This is a genomic window from Oceanobacillus kimchii X50 (assembly GCF_000340475.1).
Classification (GTDB): Bacteria; Bacillota; Bacilli; order Bacillales; family Amphibacillaceae; genus Oceanobacillus; species Oceanobacillus kimchii.
Genome location: NZ_CM001792.1, coordinates 2,250,571 through 2,270,041 on the forward strand (window position 1 = coordinate 2,250,571; position 19,471 = coordinate 2,270,041).

Below are 19,471 nucleotides of genomic sequence, written 5' to 3' on the forward strand. Positions count from 1 at the left end.
CATGCTAGTTGAAGAAATAATGAAAACGGAGGTTATCACGCTTACTCCAAAAGCAACAATTAACGATGCCCTGCAATTATTACAACAGCATAAGATTCGACATATACCAATTGTTAACAATGATTTTCAAGTTATTGGAATTGTTTCTGATCGAGATGTACGCGATGCTAGTCCATCTACATTTTTTGATTCTACAACAGATGTTGATGTATTAAACAATGAAATTCAATCAATTATGACAAGTCCAGTGGTGACAATCCATCCATTAGATTTTGTAGAAGAGATAGCAGCTATTTTTTATGAGAAAGAAATTGCTTGTCTACCTGTCGTAAGTCATGAAAGGCTCATTGGAATAGTAACAGAAAAAGATATGCTATATACATTAATTCAATTAACGGGAACTCATGTCCAAAGCTCTCTCATTGAAGTAAAAGTTCCAGATAGGCCAGGGATTTTACCGGAGGTTGCCGCAATATTTGGTAAGAGAAAAATCAATATTGTATCCGTTCTCATTTATCCATATAGAGACCCAGATTATAAAATTTTAGTTTTTCGGGTAAAAACATTAAATCCAATGCCTATCATACAAGACCTTCGAGAAGCTGGATATCCATTACTGTGGCCAAATAATATTGCGGAGCCTAAACGATGACTGGTACTTCAGGTTTCGTATATTCATCTCTATATTTAAAATACCATTTTCATGAACAGCATCCATTTAATCAAAAAAGGGTGCTTTTAACGAAAGAATTATTAGAGGCTCATCAAGTATTAAGTGATTGTGATTTGATAACTCCTCGATTGGCCACTGAGGAAGAATTGTTATTATTTCATCATCCTGATTATATCGAAGCAGTAAAACGTGCTGGAAGCGGAGAAATCACAGAAGAAAGAGCACTAGAATATGGTATTGGCACGGAAGACACCCCTGCTTTTTTTCAAATGCATGAGGCAGCCAGCTACTTAGTAGGAGGCACATTAGCAGCAGTTGATGCTGTATTAAATGATAATTATACCCATGCGTTGAACCTTGGCGGAGGACTACATCACGGTTTCAGGAGTCGCGCATCAGGATTTTGTATTTATAATGATAGCGCAGTAGCTATAAAATATATACGTGAACATACCAATTTAAAAGTACTTTATGTGGATACAGATGCTCATCATGGAGACGGCGTTCAATCTGCCTTTTATGATGATCCAAATGTATGTACTTTTTCAATCCATGAAACTGGTAGATATTTGTTCCCCGGCACAGGTGGTATAAACGAACGTGGTATTAAAGAAGGTCATGGATATACCTTTAATTTGCCGATTGATGCCTTTACACAAGATGAATCATTTTTAACGCTTTATGAAACCGCATTCAAAGAGATTGCAGCTTTCTTCAAGCCAGACATTATTGTTACTCAAAATGGTGTAGATGCTCACTGTCTTGATCCGCTCACCCATTTATGTGGAACTATGCGTATATATGAGGAAATTCCTCGTATTGCCCACGAACTTGCACATAAATACTGTGACGGTAAATGGATTGCAATTGGTGGCGGTGGATACGATATGTGGAGGGTGATTCCAAGAGCTTGGGGACAAATATGGAATGTGATGAAAAACAATGAAGCTAGTTATGGTAATTTACCGGCAACATGGAAAGAAAAATGGCAAGATCAGTCACCAGTTACACTTCCTCAATTATGGCAAGACCTTGAGGATATTCAACCAAGCATTCCTAGAAAAAATGAAATTACAGAGAAGAACTATCAATTACTACAAAATCTATTAAAATATACAAAACCAATTAGACATCTAACTAATGTGTCTACAAAGCCAAAATAAAAAGTGTCTTCCCAATAATGTGACACTAATAACCTGCGGGGAATTCGTTCCTTCTCCGCAGGCTGTTAGTTTATTATCTATATTTTTACTCATTATCTAAAATAATAATTTCTACACGGCGATTTTTGCTCATATTAGATTCACTGGTATTTGGTTCTAACGGAACCGTATCAGCATACCCCACTGTTGAAAATCTTTCCATATGAAGAGATTTGGCCTCTATTAAATATCGAACGACGCTACTTGCTCTTGCGCCAGATAATTCCCAATTAGAAGGATAACGATAGTTAGATATTGGTCTAGAATCTGTATGCCCTTCGACTTTTACTTGATTAGGTAAGTCACTTAATAGGGAACCAATATGATTTAAAAAAGGTCCTGCCTCCTCTAATATTTCAGCTTCTCCAGACTTAAATAGTATTTTTTCTTGTAATACAAGAACAACTCCGCGGTCATTTCTGTTAGCTGTAATAACATCGTTAAGGTTATTCTCTTCTAAGTATTGAGAAACACTCATCATTAGGTCATCAAGTTCATCATTACGATCCTCTACTTCATCTTTCGCAAGATATATTGGTTCGATTTCATCTAAAGTTCCATTATCACTTTTTTCACCTGTATTTTCTGTCGGATGATCTAAAGGTACAGCTGAAGGCAAGAAATCTAAAATCATACGGTTTTGAAAAGATTCTGTTACTTGATCGAACTTGGTTTGATCAATTTGCGACATAGAAAATAATAATATAAAGAATACTAGAATAAGTGTTATCATATCGGAATATGTGACCATCCACTTTGGTGCGCCTTTTTTCGTCTTCTGTCTTATTGATCTACGCTTCATTTAGCTTTTCTCCCGCGTAGGACTTTTCATTGGTTTTATTCTTCTCTGTTTGCATATCCTCTTCAGTTAGAAAAGCACTTAGTTTTTCTTCTAGAATGCGTGGATTTTGCCCTGATTGGACTCCGATTACTCCTTCTATAATAATCTGTCTTATAAATACTTCTTCTTCTGTTTTAGATTCAAGTTTTCCAGCCATTGGTGTAAAAAACAGATTGGCTAAGACAGTACCATACAATGTAGTCAATAATGCTACAGCCATACTTGGACCTAACGATGCAGGTTCAGCTAACTTATTCAACATAAGAACCAATCCAATAAGCGTACCGATCATCCCCCATGCAGGAGCATATTCTGCTGCTTTTTCAATTAACTGACGACCTTTGTAGTGTCGATCTTCCATAGCAATTATTTCTGCATTTAATATATCTGTGATTACTTCAGGTTCTACACCATCTACCGCTAACATCATGCCTTTACGAATAAATGGATCTTCCACTTCATCCAATTCATTTTCTAAGGCAAGGATACCTTCCCTTCTAGCACGGTCCGATAATTGGATAAATAATTGAATTAGTTCAGGGGTGGACCGTTGGCTTTTAAGAAATGCTTCTTTTAATACTCTTTTTGTTAATCGAATTTGTTCCATTTTAAAAGTAATTAGCATGGAAGCAGTTAATCCACCTAACACAATGAATATAGATGAAATATCTGCAAATGATGATATCCCTTCAGATCCACTGTTAGACATAATTGCTACCATTATCATTGCAAATCCTAGTGTAATACCAAGTGGAGTTAATAAATCACGTTTTGTCATCTAATCATTCTCCCATAGCTTTTCTGAAATAATAGAAGTCCAAAATGCCATCTATATGATAACCTTTTGAACTTCTATTCATCTATACCTTTTATCGGTATTTTTATTGAATTGTTGAGTTTCTAAATTCGATTCTATGTGGTAATACTACATTTTTTTCATCAACTTGCTCTTTGTTCATATATTTAGTTAATAAACGCATTCCTACAGCACCAATATCATATGTTGGCTGTACAATGGTGGTCAACGTAGGTCGAACCATTGTTGATAAACGAATGTTATCAAATCCAAATACTTCTAAATCATTCGGCACATTGAGTCCTTTATCCTGAGCTCCATGAATAACACCTAAAGCAATTTCATCATACATAACAAACACAGAATTAGGCTTATCATCTAAATCCAATAGATATTCTACTGCTTTAATTCCAGTTTGATAAGCGTACTCATCTTTATAAATATAATCTTCATTAACTTCTATATTTGCTTCTTTTAATGCTCTTAAATAACCACTGGTTTTCAAGTTATTTACACTAGTGTCAGCTTTACTTCCAACTAATGCTGGTTGTTTATTTCCTTTTTGAATTAATTGCTTTGTCGCTTCATATGCAGCAAGTTCATAATCAATATTTACGGAAGGTATTGTATCTGTTGGATCGTATGTGGAAGCTAATACGACAGGAACCGAAGAAGTTTGAAATTGATGAATATGCTCTTCAGAAATATTACCACCCATAAACAGTATTCCATCAACCTGTTTTTCTAACATAGTATTAATTAACTCTAATTCCTTATCTTTGTTTTGATCAGAACTACTCAAAATTATATTATATTTATACATAGTAGCAATATCTTCAATCCCTCGTGCCAGTTCAGAGAAGAAGATATTGGAAATATCCGGAATAATCGCTCCAACAGTTGTTGTCTTTTTACTCGCAAGGCCTCGTGCTACTGCATTTGGGCGATAACCAAGTTGTTCAATTGTAGCCAATACTTTCTTTCTTGTGGTTGGTTTCACATTCGGGTTTCCGTTAACCACACGAGAAACCGTAGCCATGGAGACATTTGCTTCTCTTGCTACATCGTAAATAGTTACATTCATTATATATACCTCCTATTAGGAACTCCGCTTATCACCAAACTCTAATGGTGAAAGCTTTAGTTGCAATCATGCAGTAAAGAAATGACTATACTTTCTAAACTGACAAAATGACAATATCCACTGTTCTTTCTATATATGATACTCTACCATGAAAAAAAATACAAAGTTTTCATGTAAACAAAATGAAAATTTTTCATAACTGTTTTCATTCTTGTCAAAAATACCAGTTTCTAACTAGTGAATCAAGTTTTTTTATCAATTATTGTTGTATTTTATTCATAAAGTGAAACTTCATACAGTGGAACATAATCGACAATCTATAACGATTTATCCACTACTTATTCTTTTAGGCATTAGCATATTTGTATTGAAGTAGGTGGTACTGATCCCTACATGCTGATTTACACATGTAAAAAAAATGCTCCCCTTTAAACTATCTAATGTAAAGGGGAGCATTTCATCATCAATCGGTTTGTAATTCGTTTTATCTTAATCGATTTTCTGTTTCTTTAATTTCTTTATAGAATTGATCGAAAGTAGGAATATCCATTTGTTGAGCAGAATCAGATAATGCGACTGCTGGATCAGGATGTACTTCTGCCATTACACCATCTGCACCAACGGCAATTGCTGCTTTTGCAGTAGGTAACAAGAGATCTCTACGACCAGTAGAATGCGTAACATCCACCATTATTGGTAAATGTGTTTCTTTTTTCAATACTGGTACTGCTGATATATCCAATGTATTTCTTGTTGCTTTTTCGTACGTTCGAATTCCGCGTTCACAAAGGATAATGTCTCCATTGCCTCTAGACATAATGTACTCTGCAGCATTAATAAATTCTGAGATAGTAGCAGAAAGTCCTCGCTTTAATAATACAGGTTTTTTCGAATCGCCTGCTGCTTTAAGCAATTCGAAGTTTTGCATGTTTCTAGCGCCAATTTGAATAACATCTATATATTCTATTGCTTCTTCGATATGAGCAGGATTCACAATTTCGCTAATTACAGCTAAATCATATTCATCTGCTACTTTTTTAAGTATTTGTAGCCCTTCTACACCTAGACCTTGGAAATCATATGGAGAAGTACGTGGTTTAAATGCACCTCCACGAAGTAATTTTAGGCCTTTATCTTTTACAGATTGTGCTACCGCTGCAACTTGCTCATAGCTTTCTACGGCACAAGGACCAAAGACATAACTTAATTCACCATTTCCAACTTCTTTTCCTTTTAAATTAACTACAGTATTTTCTGGCTTCTTCTTACGTGATACTAATAAAGCTTTACTATGGTCATCTTCTTGTAATTCTAAACTTGCTTTAAATATTTCTTTAAATATATGTTCTAACGTGGCATCTTGAAATGGCCCGTTGTTATTCTCTTTAATATAATCTAGCATTTCTCGTTCGCGCACTGGGTCAAAGCGAATAATGCTCTGTTTTGTTTTTAATTTACCTATTTCTTGTACAACACTTGCACGTTGATTGATTAAATCTAATATTTCTAGATTTATATCATCCATTTGCTGTCTTAGTTGTTCCATTTCATTACTCATTTGACACGCTCCTTGAAAATACAATTTATATTCTTTTCGAATAATTAGAGACAATTATAGCTAAAATTGTTTCATTTGTCACCATTAAGTTTATAATAAATTAAGAATGATATAATTATATCGATAGTTTACAAGAAAGAAGGGAGCTTTATACCTATGCCTAATACCATGTTTGCTCTGGATATTGGTACACGCTCCGTTACTGGTATTTTATTAGAAATGGAAGAAAGTACCTATCAGGTCTTGGATTATGTTGAAATAGAACATACAGAACGATCTATGCGTGATGGTCAAATACACCATGTTGTTGCTGTAGCAGAAGTAATTAAACAAGTAAAGCAACTATTAGAAGAAAGAAATAATCTGACGTTACATAAAGCATGTGTCGCAGCAGCTGGACGGTCGTTAAAGACAACGAAAGCGAAAGCAACTATTACACTAAATAATCAACCAATTACAGAGCAAGAAGAAATAAAACATATTGAACTTCTCGCTGTTCAAGAAGCTCAACGGAATCTAATAAAAGAAGAAAAACAAGATACATTAATACACTATTGTGTCGGATATTCTGTACTAAAATATCAACTAGATAATGAGGAAATCGGTTCATTTATTGATCAACAAGGAGAAACTGCTACTGTACAGATCATTGCTACATTTCTCCCAAAAATCGTTGTTGAATCTCTTCTTGCTGCACTTCAACGTGCAGAATTAGAAATGGAAGCATTGACATTAGAACCGATTGCAGCCATTCAAGTATTGATCCCCAAATCTATGCGCAGGTTAAATGTAGCATTAGTTGATATTGGGGCTGGTACAAGTGATATTGCTCTGACAGATCAAGGAACGGTAATTGCCTATGGTATGGTCCCTGTTGCTGGAGATGAGATAACAGAAGCAATTAGTGACCAATACTTATTAGATTTTCCAAAAGCCGAACAAATGAAACGGCAAATTGTCAATGAAGGTGAAGCACAGATAGAAGATATATTGGGTTTTAAGACAGTTGTGACTTACAATCAATGCGTTGAAGATATTCGAACTTCTATTAATCGTTTATCTGATCAAATTACAGATGAAATTCTCAGGTTAAATGAAAAAGTACCACGTGCTATCATGCTTGTCGGTGGTGGAAGCTTAACCCCTGAACTCAGCAAGAATATTGCTGCCAAGTTAGACCTTCCTGAAAACCGTGTAGCAATAAGAAGCATTGAGGCCATTGCGGACTTAAGGAAGAATGACCAAACACCACAAGGTCCCGCTTTTGTAACTCCTATTGGAATAGCAATTGCAGCAAGTCAAAATCCAGTTCATTATGTAACTGTTACCGTGAATAAAAAACGTATTCGTATGTTTGAAATGAAAAAATTAACTGTTGGAGACTGTATTATTCAGTCAGGGATCGATACAAATAAATTATATGGAAAACCAGGAGCAGGTATTGTCATAAATGTAAACGGAAGAGATATGACCATTCCAGGATCTGTTGGCCAACCTCCTCTTATATATGTTAATTCCGAAAGTGCGTCCTTAGATGATTTTATAAAAAATGGCGATATTATTGAAGTACAAACAGGGGCATCAGGTGATTCTCCTTGTTTACGATTAAATGAAATTGTCGATCCTCCCAATCTAAATTTTTATTATGAAAGTGAGCTTATAACACTCCCTACAAAAATATTCGTTAATGGGACAATACGTAATCGTGACTATATCATTCAAGATCAAGATAATATTGAGTGGAAAGATAAACTAACCGTACAAGATTTTAGTGAATTAAAATCAATTCCAACAAAAGATGTCTTTTACGTATATGTGAATAATCGGGAGTATACAATTCCAGAAGCTTCGACAACGATTCATATTAATGGTCTAGAGGTTTCAAAAGAAAATATTATTTCTAACAAAGATAAATTGGAAATCTCATCGTTTATATCTCCTACTGTATCTGATCTTTTAAGACATTTAGATACCGAGATGGAACAAACATGCAAAATTATGTTTAATGATAGTTCAGTTGTTCTAAGACAGCCACTTGCATTAATATATAGAAATAATGAGCAACTGTCGATGGATTCTTTGCTATATGAAGGAGACCAAATTCAATTAATGGAAGACGTTCCAAAACCATTTATTTTTCAGGATGTATTCCGTTTTATTTCATTAGATATTTATAATTTAGATCCTGGTTTTAAACTCTATCGAAATGATCGACCCACTTCATTTGATGAAATCATCCAGCCAGGAGATCGTCTAGAAATTAAATAACACACAAAAAGACTTGGGGATAAGTCAATACCTCCAAGTCTTTTGATACGTAGCATCTATTTTTTTATTTCTTCTGCGGTTTTTTTAGCAGCACCTTTTGCTTCTGCTTTTTTCTTTGTTGCTTCTACTTCCATCTCAGCTTTTTTAATTTCCGCATCTGCTTGAATTTCCTTTTTCTTGTTTGATGCGTCTTCTTTGACTTCTTCTACTTTTTTAGCTGCATTATCTTTTAACTCAGAAGCTTTCTCCTTCACATTTCCTGTGAATTCTTGTGATTTTGATGCAACTGAATTAGAAAGGTCTGAAGTTGTATCCATTGCTTTCTTCTTAAATTCTTTTGATGTTGTGTATGCTTTATCTTTCCATTCCGATCCTTTTTCTTGTGCAACTGTTTTCCATTCATCTGCACGATGCTTCACTTGTACAGCACCATCATTTATATCACCACGTAGTTCTTTTCCTGACTTCGGAGCAAAAAGTAATGCTGCAGATGCTCCAACTAATCCACCTATCAGTGATCCAATTAGAAAGTCCTTTGTGTTAATTTGATTATCAGCCATATTGTATTACCTCCTAAGTATTATTTCGATTTATTCTTTCTATTATTCCAGAATTCAAACAGCGATGCACCCCATTTTACTGCTTGTGCTGCTTTTTCCTGATCTTCTTTCGAATGTTTAGAAATAATTTTTGATAGATGTGCTAATGTCTGATTAAAATCTTGAAGCGTATTTCCAATTCCTTTTGCACTTTCAAATAGACTATCTAATTTTGATGACTTTTGATTCATATCTTCTGCAAGTCGATTCGTCTTATTTAATAATTGTGTAGCCTCAGATGTTACACCCTGCATTTGCTTTTCTAGCCCTTGCAATGTACCTGAAACATCATTTAGTGTTTGTTTTGTTGCTTTTAGTGTAATAATTACATAAACCACCAGTATTACAAAAGCAAGAGCTGCAATCCCTGCGGCAATGTATAGTATGATTTCCATTTTTTCTAATCAGCTCCTTTTATGTTGGTTGTTCAGGTTATACAGCTCAAATGTTTAAGGGCTTATTAGTATCTTGTTCATTTTATTCCCTGAATTCAATTTTATAAACCTATGTATTTTTAATTTGAACTGTATGTCTATTGTATAGTATTTCCCATAATTTGTACAAATAGTATTATGCACGGTTACTTCGTAAAACAAAAAATAGAAAAAACCGAACCCTATTTTTCGATGGTCCGGTTAAAATGGTATTTTTTAAAAATTTGTTGATCTTGTAGTTGTTTCTTCGTAAGCAGATTGGAATTTTTGAATATCTCCTGCACCCATAAAGATCAATACACTATCTGTAAATTCTTGTAAAACTTCAGTTTCTTCTAATGATAAAATTTGACTGTTCGGAACTAATTTCTGCAAATCATTAATGGTTAACTGTCCAGAATCTTCTCGTGCTGATTTAAAAATTTCACATAAATATACATTATCAGCCTCATTTAAACTATCCGCAAACTCTTTCAAGAATGTTTTTGTTCGGGTAAATGTATGTGGTTGAAAAATAGCCACAACATCCTTATTTGGATATTTTTTTCTTGCAGATTCGATTGTAACGGAAATTTCTTTCGGATGATGTGCATAATCATCAATAACAATTTGTGAACCAATTTTCTTTTCTGTAAATCGACGTTTAACTCCCTCAAAGGAATCCAATTGTTTCATATGTTCCACCGGAATCCCTTCATAGTGACAAATAGCAATGACAGCTAGTGCATTCAACACAGTATGATTGCCATATGTCGGGATAATAAAGTGATCGTAGTATGTGTTACGTACAAAAACGTCAAATTCAGTACCATTTGCAGTTTCTACTACGTTTTGTGCTTGAAAATCATTCGAATCATTAAATCCATAATAGATCACAGGTACCTTTGTATGAATTCCTTGTAGCTGCTCATCATCACCACATGCCACAATACACTTTTTAACACGATCTGCCATAGACTGAAATGCATCAACAACATCATCTAAACTCGTAAAGTAATCTGGATGATCAAAATCAATATTCGTCATAATCGCATAATCAGGCTCGTATTTTAGAAAGTGTCTGCGATATTCACATGCTTCAAAAACAAAATATTCGCTATCTACATGACCATTTCCGGTTCCATCTCCAATTAAATAAGAGATAGGATAAGCAGATTTTAAAACATGAGATAACAATCCCGTCGTTGAAGTTTTTCCGTGCGCTCCAGTGACTGCGATACTTGTATATTGTTTTAGCCATTCACCTAAAAACTCATGATAACGATAAAATTTACAGCCAAGTTCTTTGGCTTTCTGAATTTCAATATGATCATCAGAGAATGCATTTCCTGCAATTATTGTATAGTCTTCTTTAATATTTTCTTTAGAAAACGGTAAAATAGTAATTTCTTTTTGCTCTAACGCTTCTTGAGTAAAGAAACGCTTCTCAAAATCAGATCCTTGAACTTTTTCTCCAGAGTCATGAAGAATTTGTGCGAGAGCACTCATTCCAGTTCCTTTTATACCTATAAAATGGTAAGTTGTCATAAACGAACCTCCAACATGTTCTTACAATCATTCATTCTTATGATGTTTAGTACTTTTTCATACCGCTACATTATAGCAAAAAATTGATTGCTTTCAAACTTAAACATATTTATTCTATATGTTTTTCCAATTTTCACCTTTTATACTGGTTAATACATTTATCTTTCTACGTCTCTGTGTATTGATTTTTAAACTTGATACAACAATAAATCAATATATCTGACGAACCCTTGTTTTACTTCGTTATTCAAACAGTTTTCGCACTCTTTACCTCAGTGTATACAAATACTAGGTAAGATGTTCTTCACACTAGCTCTACTACTTTTAGGAGTACACTATAATTTATTTCATCATGTTAGCATTCCTCTTTTACATGTCATCTGCCTGTGTTCTAGAAATCAGTATTTCTCTTGGCTTACTACCATTCTGACCAGAAATAATCCCTCGACTTTCTAATGAGTCTATTAATCTTGCTGCACGGTTATAGCCAATTTTAAAGTGTCTTTGCAACAATGAAGTGCTAGCACCATTCTGAGCAATTACAAATGAAATTGCTTCTTGTAGAAGCTCATCTTCTTCTTCATCGACAGTAATTTGTTCCAAGAGCTCTTCTTGTTCAAATAAATAATTCGGCTCAGCAATTGATCTTGCGTACGTTGCAACTCGTTCAATTTCGTCATCGGATACAAAAGGTCCTTGTAATCGGACACTTTTTCCAGCACCATTTTCAACAAATAACATATCACCCTTACCAAGAAGCTTTTCTGCACCACTTAAATCTATGATTGTTCTAGAATCAACTTGTGAGGATACACTAAAAGCAATTCTTGTTGGTATATTTGCTTTGATTAAGCCTGTAATTACATCAACTGAAGGGCGTTGTGTAGCTAACAATAGATGAATACCACAAGCTCGCGCTTTTTGTGCAATCCGACTAATTGCATCTTCGACATCTTGGGGGGACATCATCATTAAATCAGCTAACTCGTCAATAACGATAACGATAAACGGCATCTTCTTGTCATTTCTGCCTTGCTTAATCATTTTCTGATTATATCTTTCAATGTCCCGAACGCTTTCTTTAACAAAACGATCATATCGGTCTTCCATTTCATTAACAGCCCATTTTAAGCTTTGTGTAGCTGCTTTAACATCTGTAATAACCGGTGATACTAGATGCGGAATACCATTGTAAGGGGCAAGTTCCACCATTTTTGGATCAATAAGTAAAAACTTCACATCTTCATGACTTGCTTTATAAATAAGACTGATTAATATGGTGTTTATACAAACACTTTTTCCGGAACCAGTGGCTCCAGCTATAAGACCATGAGGCATTTTTTGTATATTTGTCACCTTTGGATTTCCCTCTATGGTTAACCCAAGTGCTATACTAAGTGGTGATTTACTTTCTTTGAATGAAGTACTTTCAAAGATTGATTGTAAACCTACCATTTCAGCATGTCGATTCGGTATTTCGATTCCTACCGTGTTCTTTCCTGGTATCGGTGCCTCAATACGAATATCTTGTGCCGACATATTTAATTTTAAATCATCCGCTAAATTCTTTATTTTACTTACCTTTACTCCCATTTCAGGTTGTACTTCAAAACGAGTTACTGAAGGGCCTTGAGTTGCACGAACCACTTTTGCCTTCACCTGAAAATGTTTTAACGTTTCTTCCAACAGTTCTCGTTGTTCGTTTAACCAAACACTATCATCTTCCGTAAGTCGTATAGGATCATCTAATAAATGGTATGGAATGGATACAGGAGCTTTTTCATCTTTTGTCGGCATCTCCTGTTTGGGTTCATTTTTTGACTCATTAATAGTATTTAATTTTTGTTGAGCTTGTTGTAACGCTGCTTCTCTCTTACGCTGAGACTCCAATAATCGAGAGTGAACTTGCTCCCTCTTTTTCTGTTCATGTACATTTTTTTTATCTCTTGGCGTCATCATGACATTAAATGGAGTCGTTTTCTTCTGAGAGTGTTTTCTGTATGCTTGATTACTTTGGTTATCATCAACTGGATTGAGCTTCTTATCATTTGTTTGTTTATCTTTTTTTTGTTTAACAGCTGGTTCTTCCGTAGAGGCTACTTCGTCTTTTGCAAAGCTCTCTATTTCAACTAATGGTGGTTTAGAATTTACTAATGTCCCTTGTTTATCTTCATCACTATCTATTTCTAACGACGATGTTTGGAGGTCTTGTTCTTGCGCCTCTTCTATCAAATGTTTTTCAACTGTATTTTCTTTACGCTCTTCAACAACTTCGGTTTCATCATGTAGTTGCTCTTCCTTCTTTCGTTGAAAAGCAGGTATATCATCGATCGATGTTGAATATCTTCTTTGATAACCATAAATTGGAGAAGGTACATCTGTAGGTTGGAAAGGAATATCCGGATTTTTCTTGTATACCTTCCTTCCAATATTATCCGTTTTTTTGTATTCATCGTTTAAATAACTAGGTTTTTGTTCTTCTTTTTGTTTACTGTTATTTGATTGTCTATAAGTATACGTTTGTTCTTGGTCTTGCTTTTCTTTTTTTTCCCTTCTTATACGTTGGGTTTGTCGTTTCTTATAAGCAGGCTCATATGTTTGGTGTTTCGTTTGGTTTTTTTCCGTCTCATCGGGAATTACAGGAAATTTAAATGACGATCGAGATGGGTACTGATAAGTCATTTTTGCCTTTACTTCTGACTTTGGCTCAGGATCATCTACTTCAACTTCAATCGTCTCTTCTACTTCAACTTCTTTTGTAAATACGTTTTTTAATCGTTCTTTCCATTGTTCCCACATTTCATATTCACTCATTTCTCTAAAAGATCGTACATGCTTAGTTTATCAGTTTTTTAACCTATTTGGAATCATCCATTTGATGTGGGAGAATGGTTGTCTGATTACACAAGAAACCCCCCTGCAATAATTGCTTAGGGGGCATGTGTTAAGACAATATAAATTCTTCTCCCACTGTAAAAGAATCATCCAATACATAAATACCTTTTTCTTGAGGTGCATTAGGGATTCCTAATTCTTTTTGGGAGCATATCATTCCGTTTGAAGGTACTCCTCGGAGTTCTGATGCCTTAATTTTCATTCCACTTGGCATCGTAGCACCGACTTTTGCAACTACTACTTTTTGTTCTGCATCAACATTTGGTGCACCACAAACAATTTGTAATTTCTCTGTACCGACATCAACTTGACACACACTTAGTTTATCAGCATTCTCATGAGGTTCTTTGGTAGTCACATACCCTACTACAAATTTCGGACTCAAATCAAAATCAAGGGGGTCTTTGATTCCTTTTTCAATAAAAAGTTCCTGGATTTTTTCTAACAAATCTTCGTTTAAACGCAAAGCACCATTTGCATTCGGCAAATCCAATACTTGAGAAGCTTGAAAAATATTATATCCAAGCAATTCTCCATCAGTAGAAGTGATTCTTGTTATATTATCGTAATTAGTTGATTCTATTTCATATCGATTACCATCTTTTATTGGAATAAGTAGTACATCACCAATTCCATTTGGATTATAAAATACATCCATAGTTATTCAGCTCCTATTTATTTTCTGGTTTGTTTTTCGCTAAGATAAAGATTGGTTCCAACTTTCTATCTTCATACACAAATGAAAGTGATGTTATCGGAATTCGTCCTTCAGCAAAAAATTTCATTGTCATCTGCGCTAAAATATCATAACCCATTTTATTTTTTATGTCAGCAATAATTAATACATCTTGATGAGGAACAGCAACTGTTAACTCACCTTGAGCATTTGCCTTCATCTCTTCTAAAAATGCCTCGTTTAGAATACGACTAGCATCATAACCATCCTGAGTTGCTAAGAAATAAAAATCATTATCAGCCACTTGGTCTTTCTTCACATCATGAGATAGTGAACGCACATTAAAGCTAGCAATTTCATCTATCCGTTCCGCAGTCCACTCTTCTTCCATTAATAATTCTTCATCTATAAGACGATATGATTTCCCTAAGTCTAATGCGTAAAAAACTCTAGTCTCAGCAGTGTGATCCTTATAAATTAGTTTCTTCCCAGCTTTTGTTTCTATTGGAAAAGAAGGTGAGCGTAATACGGGAAAAATGTGTTTTTCCATTCCTTGTAAATGATGCGTTTCATTCATTATCTTTAGAGCTTCTATAATGTGTTCTTCCATTTCTTGAATGGCAATATCACCACGATTATTGTATTTGGTAATAAGATTAGGAAGTGAAACGGTCATCCCTTGTCCAGAATCTCTCCATTCGATACGAAGAGCATCGTCATCTCGTTTATATACGATACGATAATCCGGATTTTTCAAACGATCTTCGAGGAGTCGTTTCATTTTTATACTTGTCATTTTAGCCATCAAAATTCCTCCTCCTACTACTCTTTAAGGCTACGAATAAATTGCTCAATTTCCTCTTTTGTTTTTCTATCTTTACTAACAAATCTGCCAAGTTCTTTCCCCTTTTCAAATGCTAGAAAGCTTGGTATCCCATAGACATCATGAGATTGACATAATTCGATAAAGTCATCACGATTTATTTCTACAAATTGATAATCATTAAATTGTTGTTCTATCTCCGGTAAGATAGGTTCTATTATTCTGCAATCTGGACACCATCCAGCAGTAAACATAAAAATAACTGGACCTTCTTGTTTATATAATTCAAATTGATCGTTCGTTTCTAATATATTCATGTCATCTACTTCCTTTCTACACCTATCATAGCTTGCATTGTAGTTCGTTTCAATTATCGTGATTATACCATACTTAACATAGATTTTAGCATATCGTGATAGCGACTTACTTTTCAAATTATTGAAAAACGTTTACTATGAGAATTAGATTAAATTAGGAGGAATTTAAATGGAATTAACGGTTTATTTAGCTGGACAAATTCATGATAATTGGAGAGAAAAAGTAAAAGAAATAGCAAAGTCGAAGAAATTACCTTTACATTTTGTATCTCCACAGACTCACCATGATCGATCCGATGATATTGGTGAAGCAATAATCGGTAAACAACCGAGTAATTTATATAGGGATGATGCAGCATCCAGTATTAATAATTTCCGTACACAAGTTCTTCTTTCCAAGTCTGATATTGTCATTGCTTTATTCGGAGAATCTTATAAGCAATGGAACACTGCAATGGACGCTAGCTCTGCAATAACATTAGGAAAACCAACCATTATTGTCCGTCCAGAATCTTTAATTCATCCCTTAAAGGAAATTTCTAATAAAGCAAATGTTACCGTCGAGACGATTGAACAAGCTTTAGAAGTTATTGCTTATATTTATGAATAAAATGGACCAACATTCAGTGGGTAGGTTCTTTGTCCCTCTTACTGAATGTTGGTATCACAAGAGCATGACATAAGGACCCTTGAACTTCAGCTGATATTCACTGGCAGTTCATCCCAAATATATTTCCTTTCATTATTTGTTATAGTTGTTTAATAGCATCCATTGCCCTTTTAATAAAGTGACCACATGACGGAACATCTCTTGTCTTGTAATCAGTTGATTCGTAAAAATACCAATTGCTCCTTCTTTTTTGCTAACATCCTTCCTTTCCGCATATGTATCCATTAATGTTCCAAGTTCTACATTTTTTAGTAAACCCTCTTCGATATCTTTAGGTATTTTTATTCTCGCTCCGCTAGCTGTAATGATATCATTTTCAGGAGTAACTAATGCTCCCCAATTGCAAAGGTACAAATCGTTATCCATATACATGACTCCACCTTCGAGACCAATTCCAATTGTATATGGATTCTTAATGGCACAATGTTTTGCTCTAGTAATAGCTCCTAATCTAGTTTCCTCATCAGAAAAAGGTTGTTCACTCACTCCTGATTCTGCTTGAACTCCGTTTACATCTATATTTGGAAACATTTCTTTTACCGCTTGAATTTTTGTTGGATTTTTTGACCCTACTTGAATTTGCATATTAATAATCTCCTATGAAAGAGCAGTCACCCAATGGCAACTGCTCATCTCTTTAAATTTCTTTTAATTGTGATACAAAAGATTTATCTGTACCTCGTACTAATTTTACGAGCAATTCTTTTGCGGCTGCATAATCATCCACATGAATAATAGAAGCAGATGTGTGAATATAACGTGAACAAATACCGACTACTGCCGATGGAACACCATCATTGGCGAGATGAACACGACCTGCATCCGTCCCACCTTGAGAAATAAAATACTGATATGGGATGTTATTGCTTTCTGCAGTATCCAGGACATATTCTCGCATTCCTTTATGTGTTACCATTGTACGGTCGAATATACGAAGTAATGCACCTTTTCCTAATTGACCAAATGCTTGTTTATCACCAGAAGCATCATTTGCTGGAGATGCATCTAATGCATAGAACACATCAGGTTGAATCATATTTGCAGCTACTTGTGCACCTCTTAGACCAACCTCTTCCTGCACTGTTGCTCCAGAATATAATTGATTTGGTAGTTCCTCATTTTGTAATTCTTTTAACAATTCAATGGCTAGTCCACAGCCATAACGATTATCCCAAGCTTTTGCTAAAATCTTTTTGTTATTGGCCATCGGTTCAAAAGGTGTAATAGGAACGATACTGTCTCCGGGCTTTACACCTATCTTGTTTACATCTTCTTTATCGTCCGCCCCAATATCAATTAGCATATTTTTAATTTCCATTGGTTTGCTACGTTGTGCTTCTGTAAGTAAATGTGGCGGTATGGATCCAATAACACCTATAACTGGTCCGTTTGCAGTCATAACCTGAACTCTTTGTGCAAGCATAACTTGATTCCACCAGCCTCCAAGTGGTTGAAAGCGCAACATGCCATTTTCTGTAATTTGCGTAACCATAAAACCAACTTCATCCATATGACCTGCCACCATAACTCTAGGTCCATCACCATGCTTCACACCAAATGTTCCACCTAGATTATCTTGTATGACTTCATCCGAATATTTTCCCAGTTCATCTTTCATAAATGCACGTATTGGATGTTCATTACCAGGTGCACCTTGTAATTCTGTTAACGTTTTAAAAAGCGATAACGTTTCTTTTTCCATTCTCTTACTCCCCTTTCTTTTTTCATGCTATGTAACATCTAAATAGTAGTATAACTGAAAAAGTCAAAATCTTTCCAGTAATCATATTCAAATCGTTGTCATTTTTAATTTGTTTCCTGTATACTTACAACTAAATCCTTCAATAAATATAGCTAAGTAGGGGTGGACAATTTGAGCAAAAAAAACGTACTTCTTGCTGCAGCAGTTGGTGTTGCAATCGGTTATATAGCAAGAGAACAAGTTAGCAAACAAACAAAGATTACACCAGAGAAAGCACTAAATCAAGCCAAGGAAATGTTTAAACGTAAAGGTCCAATTAGTGGCTCCTGGATTTATATGAAGCCAGAAGAAATTGAAAAGAATGGTTTGTTATATGATGTCTACCGAGGGGGAGTAACCCGGAATATAGATGGCGATAACAAACAATATGAGTTTTATGTAGATATTGAAACTGGTGCCGTTATAGACACGAAAGAAGCTATTTAATGTAAAATGCTGCCGAACTTAGTTCGACAGCATTTTTATCTCCTAATCGTATGAATACCATTTTCTTTCTACTTGGTCCATTTTTTCACCATGTTCATTGAATTTGATTGCTCTATAGTGAGCATCATGATAAAACGTTATCCAAGATTTTTCTTTATAACAAATTTTCATCCATTTTTCTTTTTGATGCACAGATTTGATTGGATAATCATCATACGCCAATACCCATAACTTATTTTGATGTGCATTCGTTGGCATAATATCCGCCATATGTGTAAATGTATGATCCCCATCCTTAAATCGGATTATAGAATGACCGTCACTATGTCCACCAGTATGTATCATCGATAAGCCAGGTAGAATTTCAATCTCTTCTTCAAAAGGGATTACTTGTTCCGTAATTGGTTTCCAGTTCATCTCCCAATAAGAATTTATCGAACGAATATTTGGATGACGCATTTCATCCCATTCTATTTGAGACACATATATGTCTGCGTGCGGGAATACACTCTCATATCCTTCTTTAACAGGCTTCGTCAATCCACATGCATGATCATAATGCAAATGTGTCATTAAGATAATTGCTATATCATTAACTGTTAAATTTAAACTAGCTAAGGTACTTTCAACTCTCGATTCTTCCTTCACCCCAAAATTTCGTTTCTGTTTTTCAGTTAGTTTGTTTATTCCAATTCCAGAATCGATTAATATATTTTTTCCATCCAATTGTAATAAAATCGGATCGGTTCGTAACTCAATTTGATTCTTTTCATTAGCAGGATATTTTTTAGACCATAGCGATTTTGGAACAACTCCAAACATTGCTCCACCATCTAAATGTGTTACTCCTCCATTTAACCAGGTTAATTTAGCGCGTCCTATTTCAAGTGTTTCCACTTTCAATCGCTCCCCTCCTGCCA

At 34.8% G+C, this 19,471-nt stretch carries 19 protein-coding genes; 5 read left to right on the top strand and 14 right to left on the bottom strand.

Translation table 11 applies throughout. The features are described 5' to 3' along the window. Position 1 precedes the first annotated feature (1 nt). Positions 2–652 carry an acetoin utilization AcuB family protein gene (locus tag C794_RS11765; protein ID WP_017797335.1) on the top strand — a complete coding sequence of 217 codons (651 nt, stop codon included), beginning with the start codon at positions 2–4 and terminating at the stop codon, positions 650–652. Next, the gene (locus tag C794_RS11770; RefSeq protein WP_017797336.1) at positions 649–1,836 is read left to right on the top strand and encodes an acetoin utilization protein AcuC; all 1,188 of its coding nucleotides are present in this window, start codon (positions 649–651) and stop codon (positions 1,834–1,836) included. Before C794_RS11765 ends, C794_RS11770 begins: the two co-directional genes overlap by 4 nt. An 85-nt stretch (positions 1,837–1,921) precedes the next feature. On the opposite strand, the gene motS is transcribed toward C794_RS11770, so the two are convergent. The 4 genes from motS to C794_RS11790 form a co-directional block, all read right to left on the bottom strand. Continuing rightward, the gene (gene motS / locus C794_RS11775; protein WP_017797337.1) at positions 1,922–2,677 is read right to left on the bottom strand and encodes a flagellar motor protein MotS; all 756 of its coding nucleotides are present in this window, start codon (positions 2,675–2,677) and stop codon (positions 1,922–1,924) included. Continuing rightward, entirely contained in the window at positions 2,667–3,494 is an 828-nt protein-coding gene (motP, locus tag C794_RS11780; protein ID WP_017797338.1) for a flagellar motor protein MotP, read from the bottom strand. The genes motS and motP overlap by 11 nt, the downstream gene beginning before the upstream one ends. A 103-nt stretch (positions 3,495–3,597) precedes the next feature. Continuing rightward, a complete protein-coding gene (ccpA, locus tag C794_RS11785) occupies positions 3,598–4,596 on the bottom strand; it encodes a catabolite control protein A (RefSeq protein ID WP_017797339.1) in 999 nt (332 codons plus the stop codon). A 484-nt stretch (positions 4,597–5,080) separates the two neighbouring features. Continuing rightward, the gene (locus C794_RS11790) at positions 5,081–6,154 is read right to left on the bottom strand and encodes a bifunctional 3-deoxy-7-phosphoheptulonate synthase/chorismate mutase (protein ID WP_017797340.1); all 1,074 of its coding nucleotides are present in this window, start codon (positions 6,152–6,154) and stop codon (positions 5,081–5,083) included. Between the two features lie 156 nt (positions 6,155–6,310). On the opposite strand from C794_RS11790, the gene C794_RS11795 reads away from it, so the two are divergent. Beyond that, complete coding sequence (locus C794_RS11795) at positions 6,311–8,422, top strand: cell division protein FtsA (protein WP_017797341.1); 2,112 nt, start codon at positions 6,311–6,313, stop codon at positions 8,420–8,422. Between the two features lie 56 nt (positions 8,423–8,478). Here C794_RS11795 and C794_RS11800 read toward each other — a convergent pair whose 3' ends face one another. The 7 genes from C794_RS11800 to C794_RS11830 all read right to left on the bottom strand — a co-directional run bounded on the left by C794_RS11800 (position 8,479) and on the right by C794_RS11830 (position 15,747). After that, on the bottom strand, positions 8,479–8,982 hold the full coding sequence (locus tag C794_RS11800) for a YtxH domain-containing protein (RefSeq protein ID WP_017797342.1): 504 nt from the start codon (positions 8,980–8,982) through the stop codon (positions 8,479–8,481). Positions 8,983–9,002: 20 nt separating this feature from the next. Beyond that, complete coding sequence (locus C794_RS11805; RefSeq protein ID WP_011066624.1) at positions 9,003–9,416, bottom strand: DUF948 domain-containing protein; 414 nt, start codon at positions 9,414–9,416, stop codon at positions 9,003–9,005. A 255-nt stretch (positions 9,417–9,671) separates the two neighbouring features. Next, on the bottom strand, positions 9,672–10,982 hold the full coding sequence (gene murC, locus C794_RS11810) for a UDP-N-acetylmuramate--L-alanine ligase (protein ID WP_017797343.1): 1,311 nt from the start codon (positions 10,980–10,982) through the stop codon (positions 9,672–9,674). Between the two features lie 369 nt (positions 10,983–11,351). Then, positions 11,352–13,781: a DNA translocase FtsK gene (locus tag C794_RS11815; RefSeq protein ID WP_017797344.1), complete on the bottom strand. Its 2,430-nt coding sequence runs from the start codon at positions 13,779–13,781 to the stop codon at positions 11,352–11,354. A 145-nt stretch (positions 13,782–13,926) separates the two neighbouring features. Next, on the bottom strand, positions 13,927–14,535 hold the full coding sequence (gene ytpR / locus C794_RS11820; RefSeq protein ID WP_017797345.1) for a YtpR family tRNA-binding protein: 609 nt from the start codon (positions 14,533–14,535) through the stop codon (positions 13,927–13,929). A gap of 13 nt (positions 14,536–14,548) precedes the next feature. Further along, a complete protein-coding gene (locus C794_RS11825; protein ID WP_017797346.1) occupies positions 14,549–15,358 on the bottom strand; it encodes a DUF1444 domain-containing protein in 810 nt (269 codons plus the stop codon). A gap of 17 nt (positions 15,359–15,375) precedes the next feature. Then, positions 15,376–15,747, bottom strand: a complete 372-nt coding sequence (locus tag C794_RS11830) for a thioredoxin family protein (RefSeq protein ID WP_260048385.1) — start codon at positions 15,745–15,747, stop codon at positions 15,376–15,378. 115 nt (positions 15,748–15,862) lie between these two features. Here C794_RS11830 and C794_RS11835 point away from each other — a divergent pair, with 115 nt between their 5' ends. Continuing rightward, positions 15,863–16,303, top strand: coding sequence for a YtoQ family protein (locus C794_RS11835; protein ID WP_017797348.1), 441 nt, complete (start codon positions 15,863–15,865; stop codon positions 16,301–16,303). Between the two features lie 132 nt (positions 16,304–16,435). Here C794_RS11835 and C794_RS11840 read toward each other — a convergent pair whose 3' ends face one another. Further along, positions 16,436–16,948 carry a DUF84 family protein gene (locus tag C794_RS11840; protein ID WP_017797349.1) on the bottom strand — a complete coding sequence of 171 codons (513 nt, stop codon included), beginning with the start codon at positions 16,946–16,948 and terminating at the stop codon, positions 16,436–16,438. A gap of 52 nt (positions 16,949–17,000) precedes the next feature. Beyond that, positions 17,001–18,065 carry a M42 family metallopeptidase gene (locus tag C794_RS11845; RefSeq protein WP_017797350.1) on the bottom strand — a complete coding sequence of 355 codons (1,065 nt, stop codon included), beginning with the start codon at positions 18,063–18,065 and terminating at the stop codon, positions 17,001–17,003. Between the two features lie 171 nt (positions 18,066–18,236). Between C794_RS11845 and C794_RS11850 the strand changes: the two genes are divergently transcribed. Then, the gene (locus tag C794_RS11850) at positions 18,237–18,551 is read left to right on the top strand and encodes a PepSY domain-containing protein (RefSeq protein WP_017797351.1); all 315 of its coding nucleotides are present in this window, start codon (positions 18,237–18,239) and stop codon (positions 18,549–18,551) included. Between the two features lie 42 nt (positions 18,552–18,593). Here the strand turns inward: C794_RS11850 and C794_RS11855 are convergent, their stop codons facing one another. Beyond that, positions 18,594–19,448, bottom strand: coding sequence for a YtnP family quorum-quenching lactonase (locus C794_RS11855; protein WP_026133797.1), 855 nt, complete (start codon positions 19,446–19,448; stop codon positions 18,594–18,596). Positions 19,449–19,471 lie beyond the last annotated feature (23 nt).

Excerpts from the sequence above, each read along its gene's own strand:
- C794_RS11765 (WP_017797335.1), top strand. The coding sequence starts at position 2 with ATGCTAGTTGAAGAAATAATGAAAACGGAGGTTATCACGCTTACTCCA.
- C794_RS11770 (WP_017797336.1), top strand. The coding sequence starts at position 649 with ATGACTGGTACTTCAGGTTTCGTATATTCATCTCTATATTTAAAATAC.
- motS (WP_017797337.1), bottom strand. The coding sequence starts at position 2,677 with ATGAAGCGTAGATCAATAAGACAGAAGACGAAAAAAGGCGCACCAAAG.
- motP (WP_017797338.1), bottom strand. The coding sequence starts at position 3,494 with ATGACAAAACGTGATTTATTAACTCCACTTGGTATTACACTAGGATTT.
- ccpA (WP_017797339.1), bottom strand. The coding sequence starts at position 4,596 with ATGAATGTAACTATTTACGATGTAGCAAGAGAAGCAAATGTCTCCATG.
- C794_RS11790 (WP_017797340.1), bottom strand. The coding sequence starts at position 6,154 with ATGAGTAATGAAATGGAACAACTAAGACAGCAAATGGATGATATAAAT.
- C794_RS11795 (WP_017797341.1), top strand. The coding sequence starts at position 6,311 with ATGCCTAATACCATGTTTGCTCTGGATATTGGTACACGCTCCGTTACT.
- C794_RS11800 (WP_017797342.1), bottom strand. The coding sequence starts at position 8,982 with ATGGCTGATAATCAAATTAACACAAAGGACTTTCTAATTGGATCACTG.
- C794_RS11805 (WP_011066624.1), bottom strand. The coding sequence starts at position 9,416 with ATGGAAATCATACTATACATTGCCGCAGGGATTGCAGCTCTTGCTTTT.
- murC (WP_017797343.1), bottom strand. The coding sequence starts at position 10,982 with ATGACAACTTACCATTTTATAGGTATAAAAGGAACTGGAATGAGTGCT.
- C794_RS11815 (WP_017797344.1), bottom strand. The coding sequence starts at position 13,781 with ATGTGGGAACAATGGAAAGAACGATTAAAAAACGTATTTACAAAAGAA.
- ytpR (WP_017797345.1), bottom strand. The coding sequence starts at position 14,535 with ATGGATGTATTTTATAATCCAAATGGAATTGGTGATGTACTACTTATT.
- C794_RS11825 (WP_017797346.1), bottom strand. The coding sequence starts at position 15,358 with ATGGCTAAAATGACAAGTATAAAAATGAAACGACTCCTCGAAGATCGT.
- C794_RS11835 (WP_017797348.1), top strand. The coding sequence starts at position 15,863 with ATGGAATTAACGGTTTATTTAGCTGGACAAATTCATGATAATTGGAGA.
- C794_RS11840 (WP_017797349.1), bottom strand. The coding sequence starts at position 16,948 with ATGCAAATTCAAGTAGGGTCAAAAAATCCAACAAAAATTCAAGCGGTA.
- C794_RS11845 (WP_017797350.1), bottom strand. The coding sequence starts at position 18,065 with ATGGAAAAAGAAACGTTATCGCTTTTTAAAACGTTAACAGAATTACAA.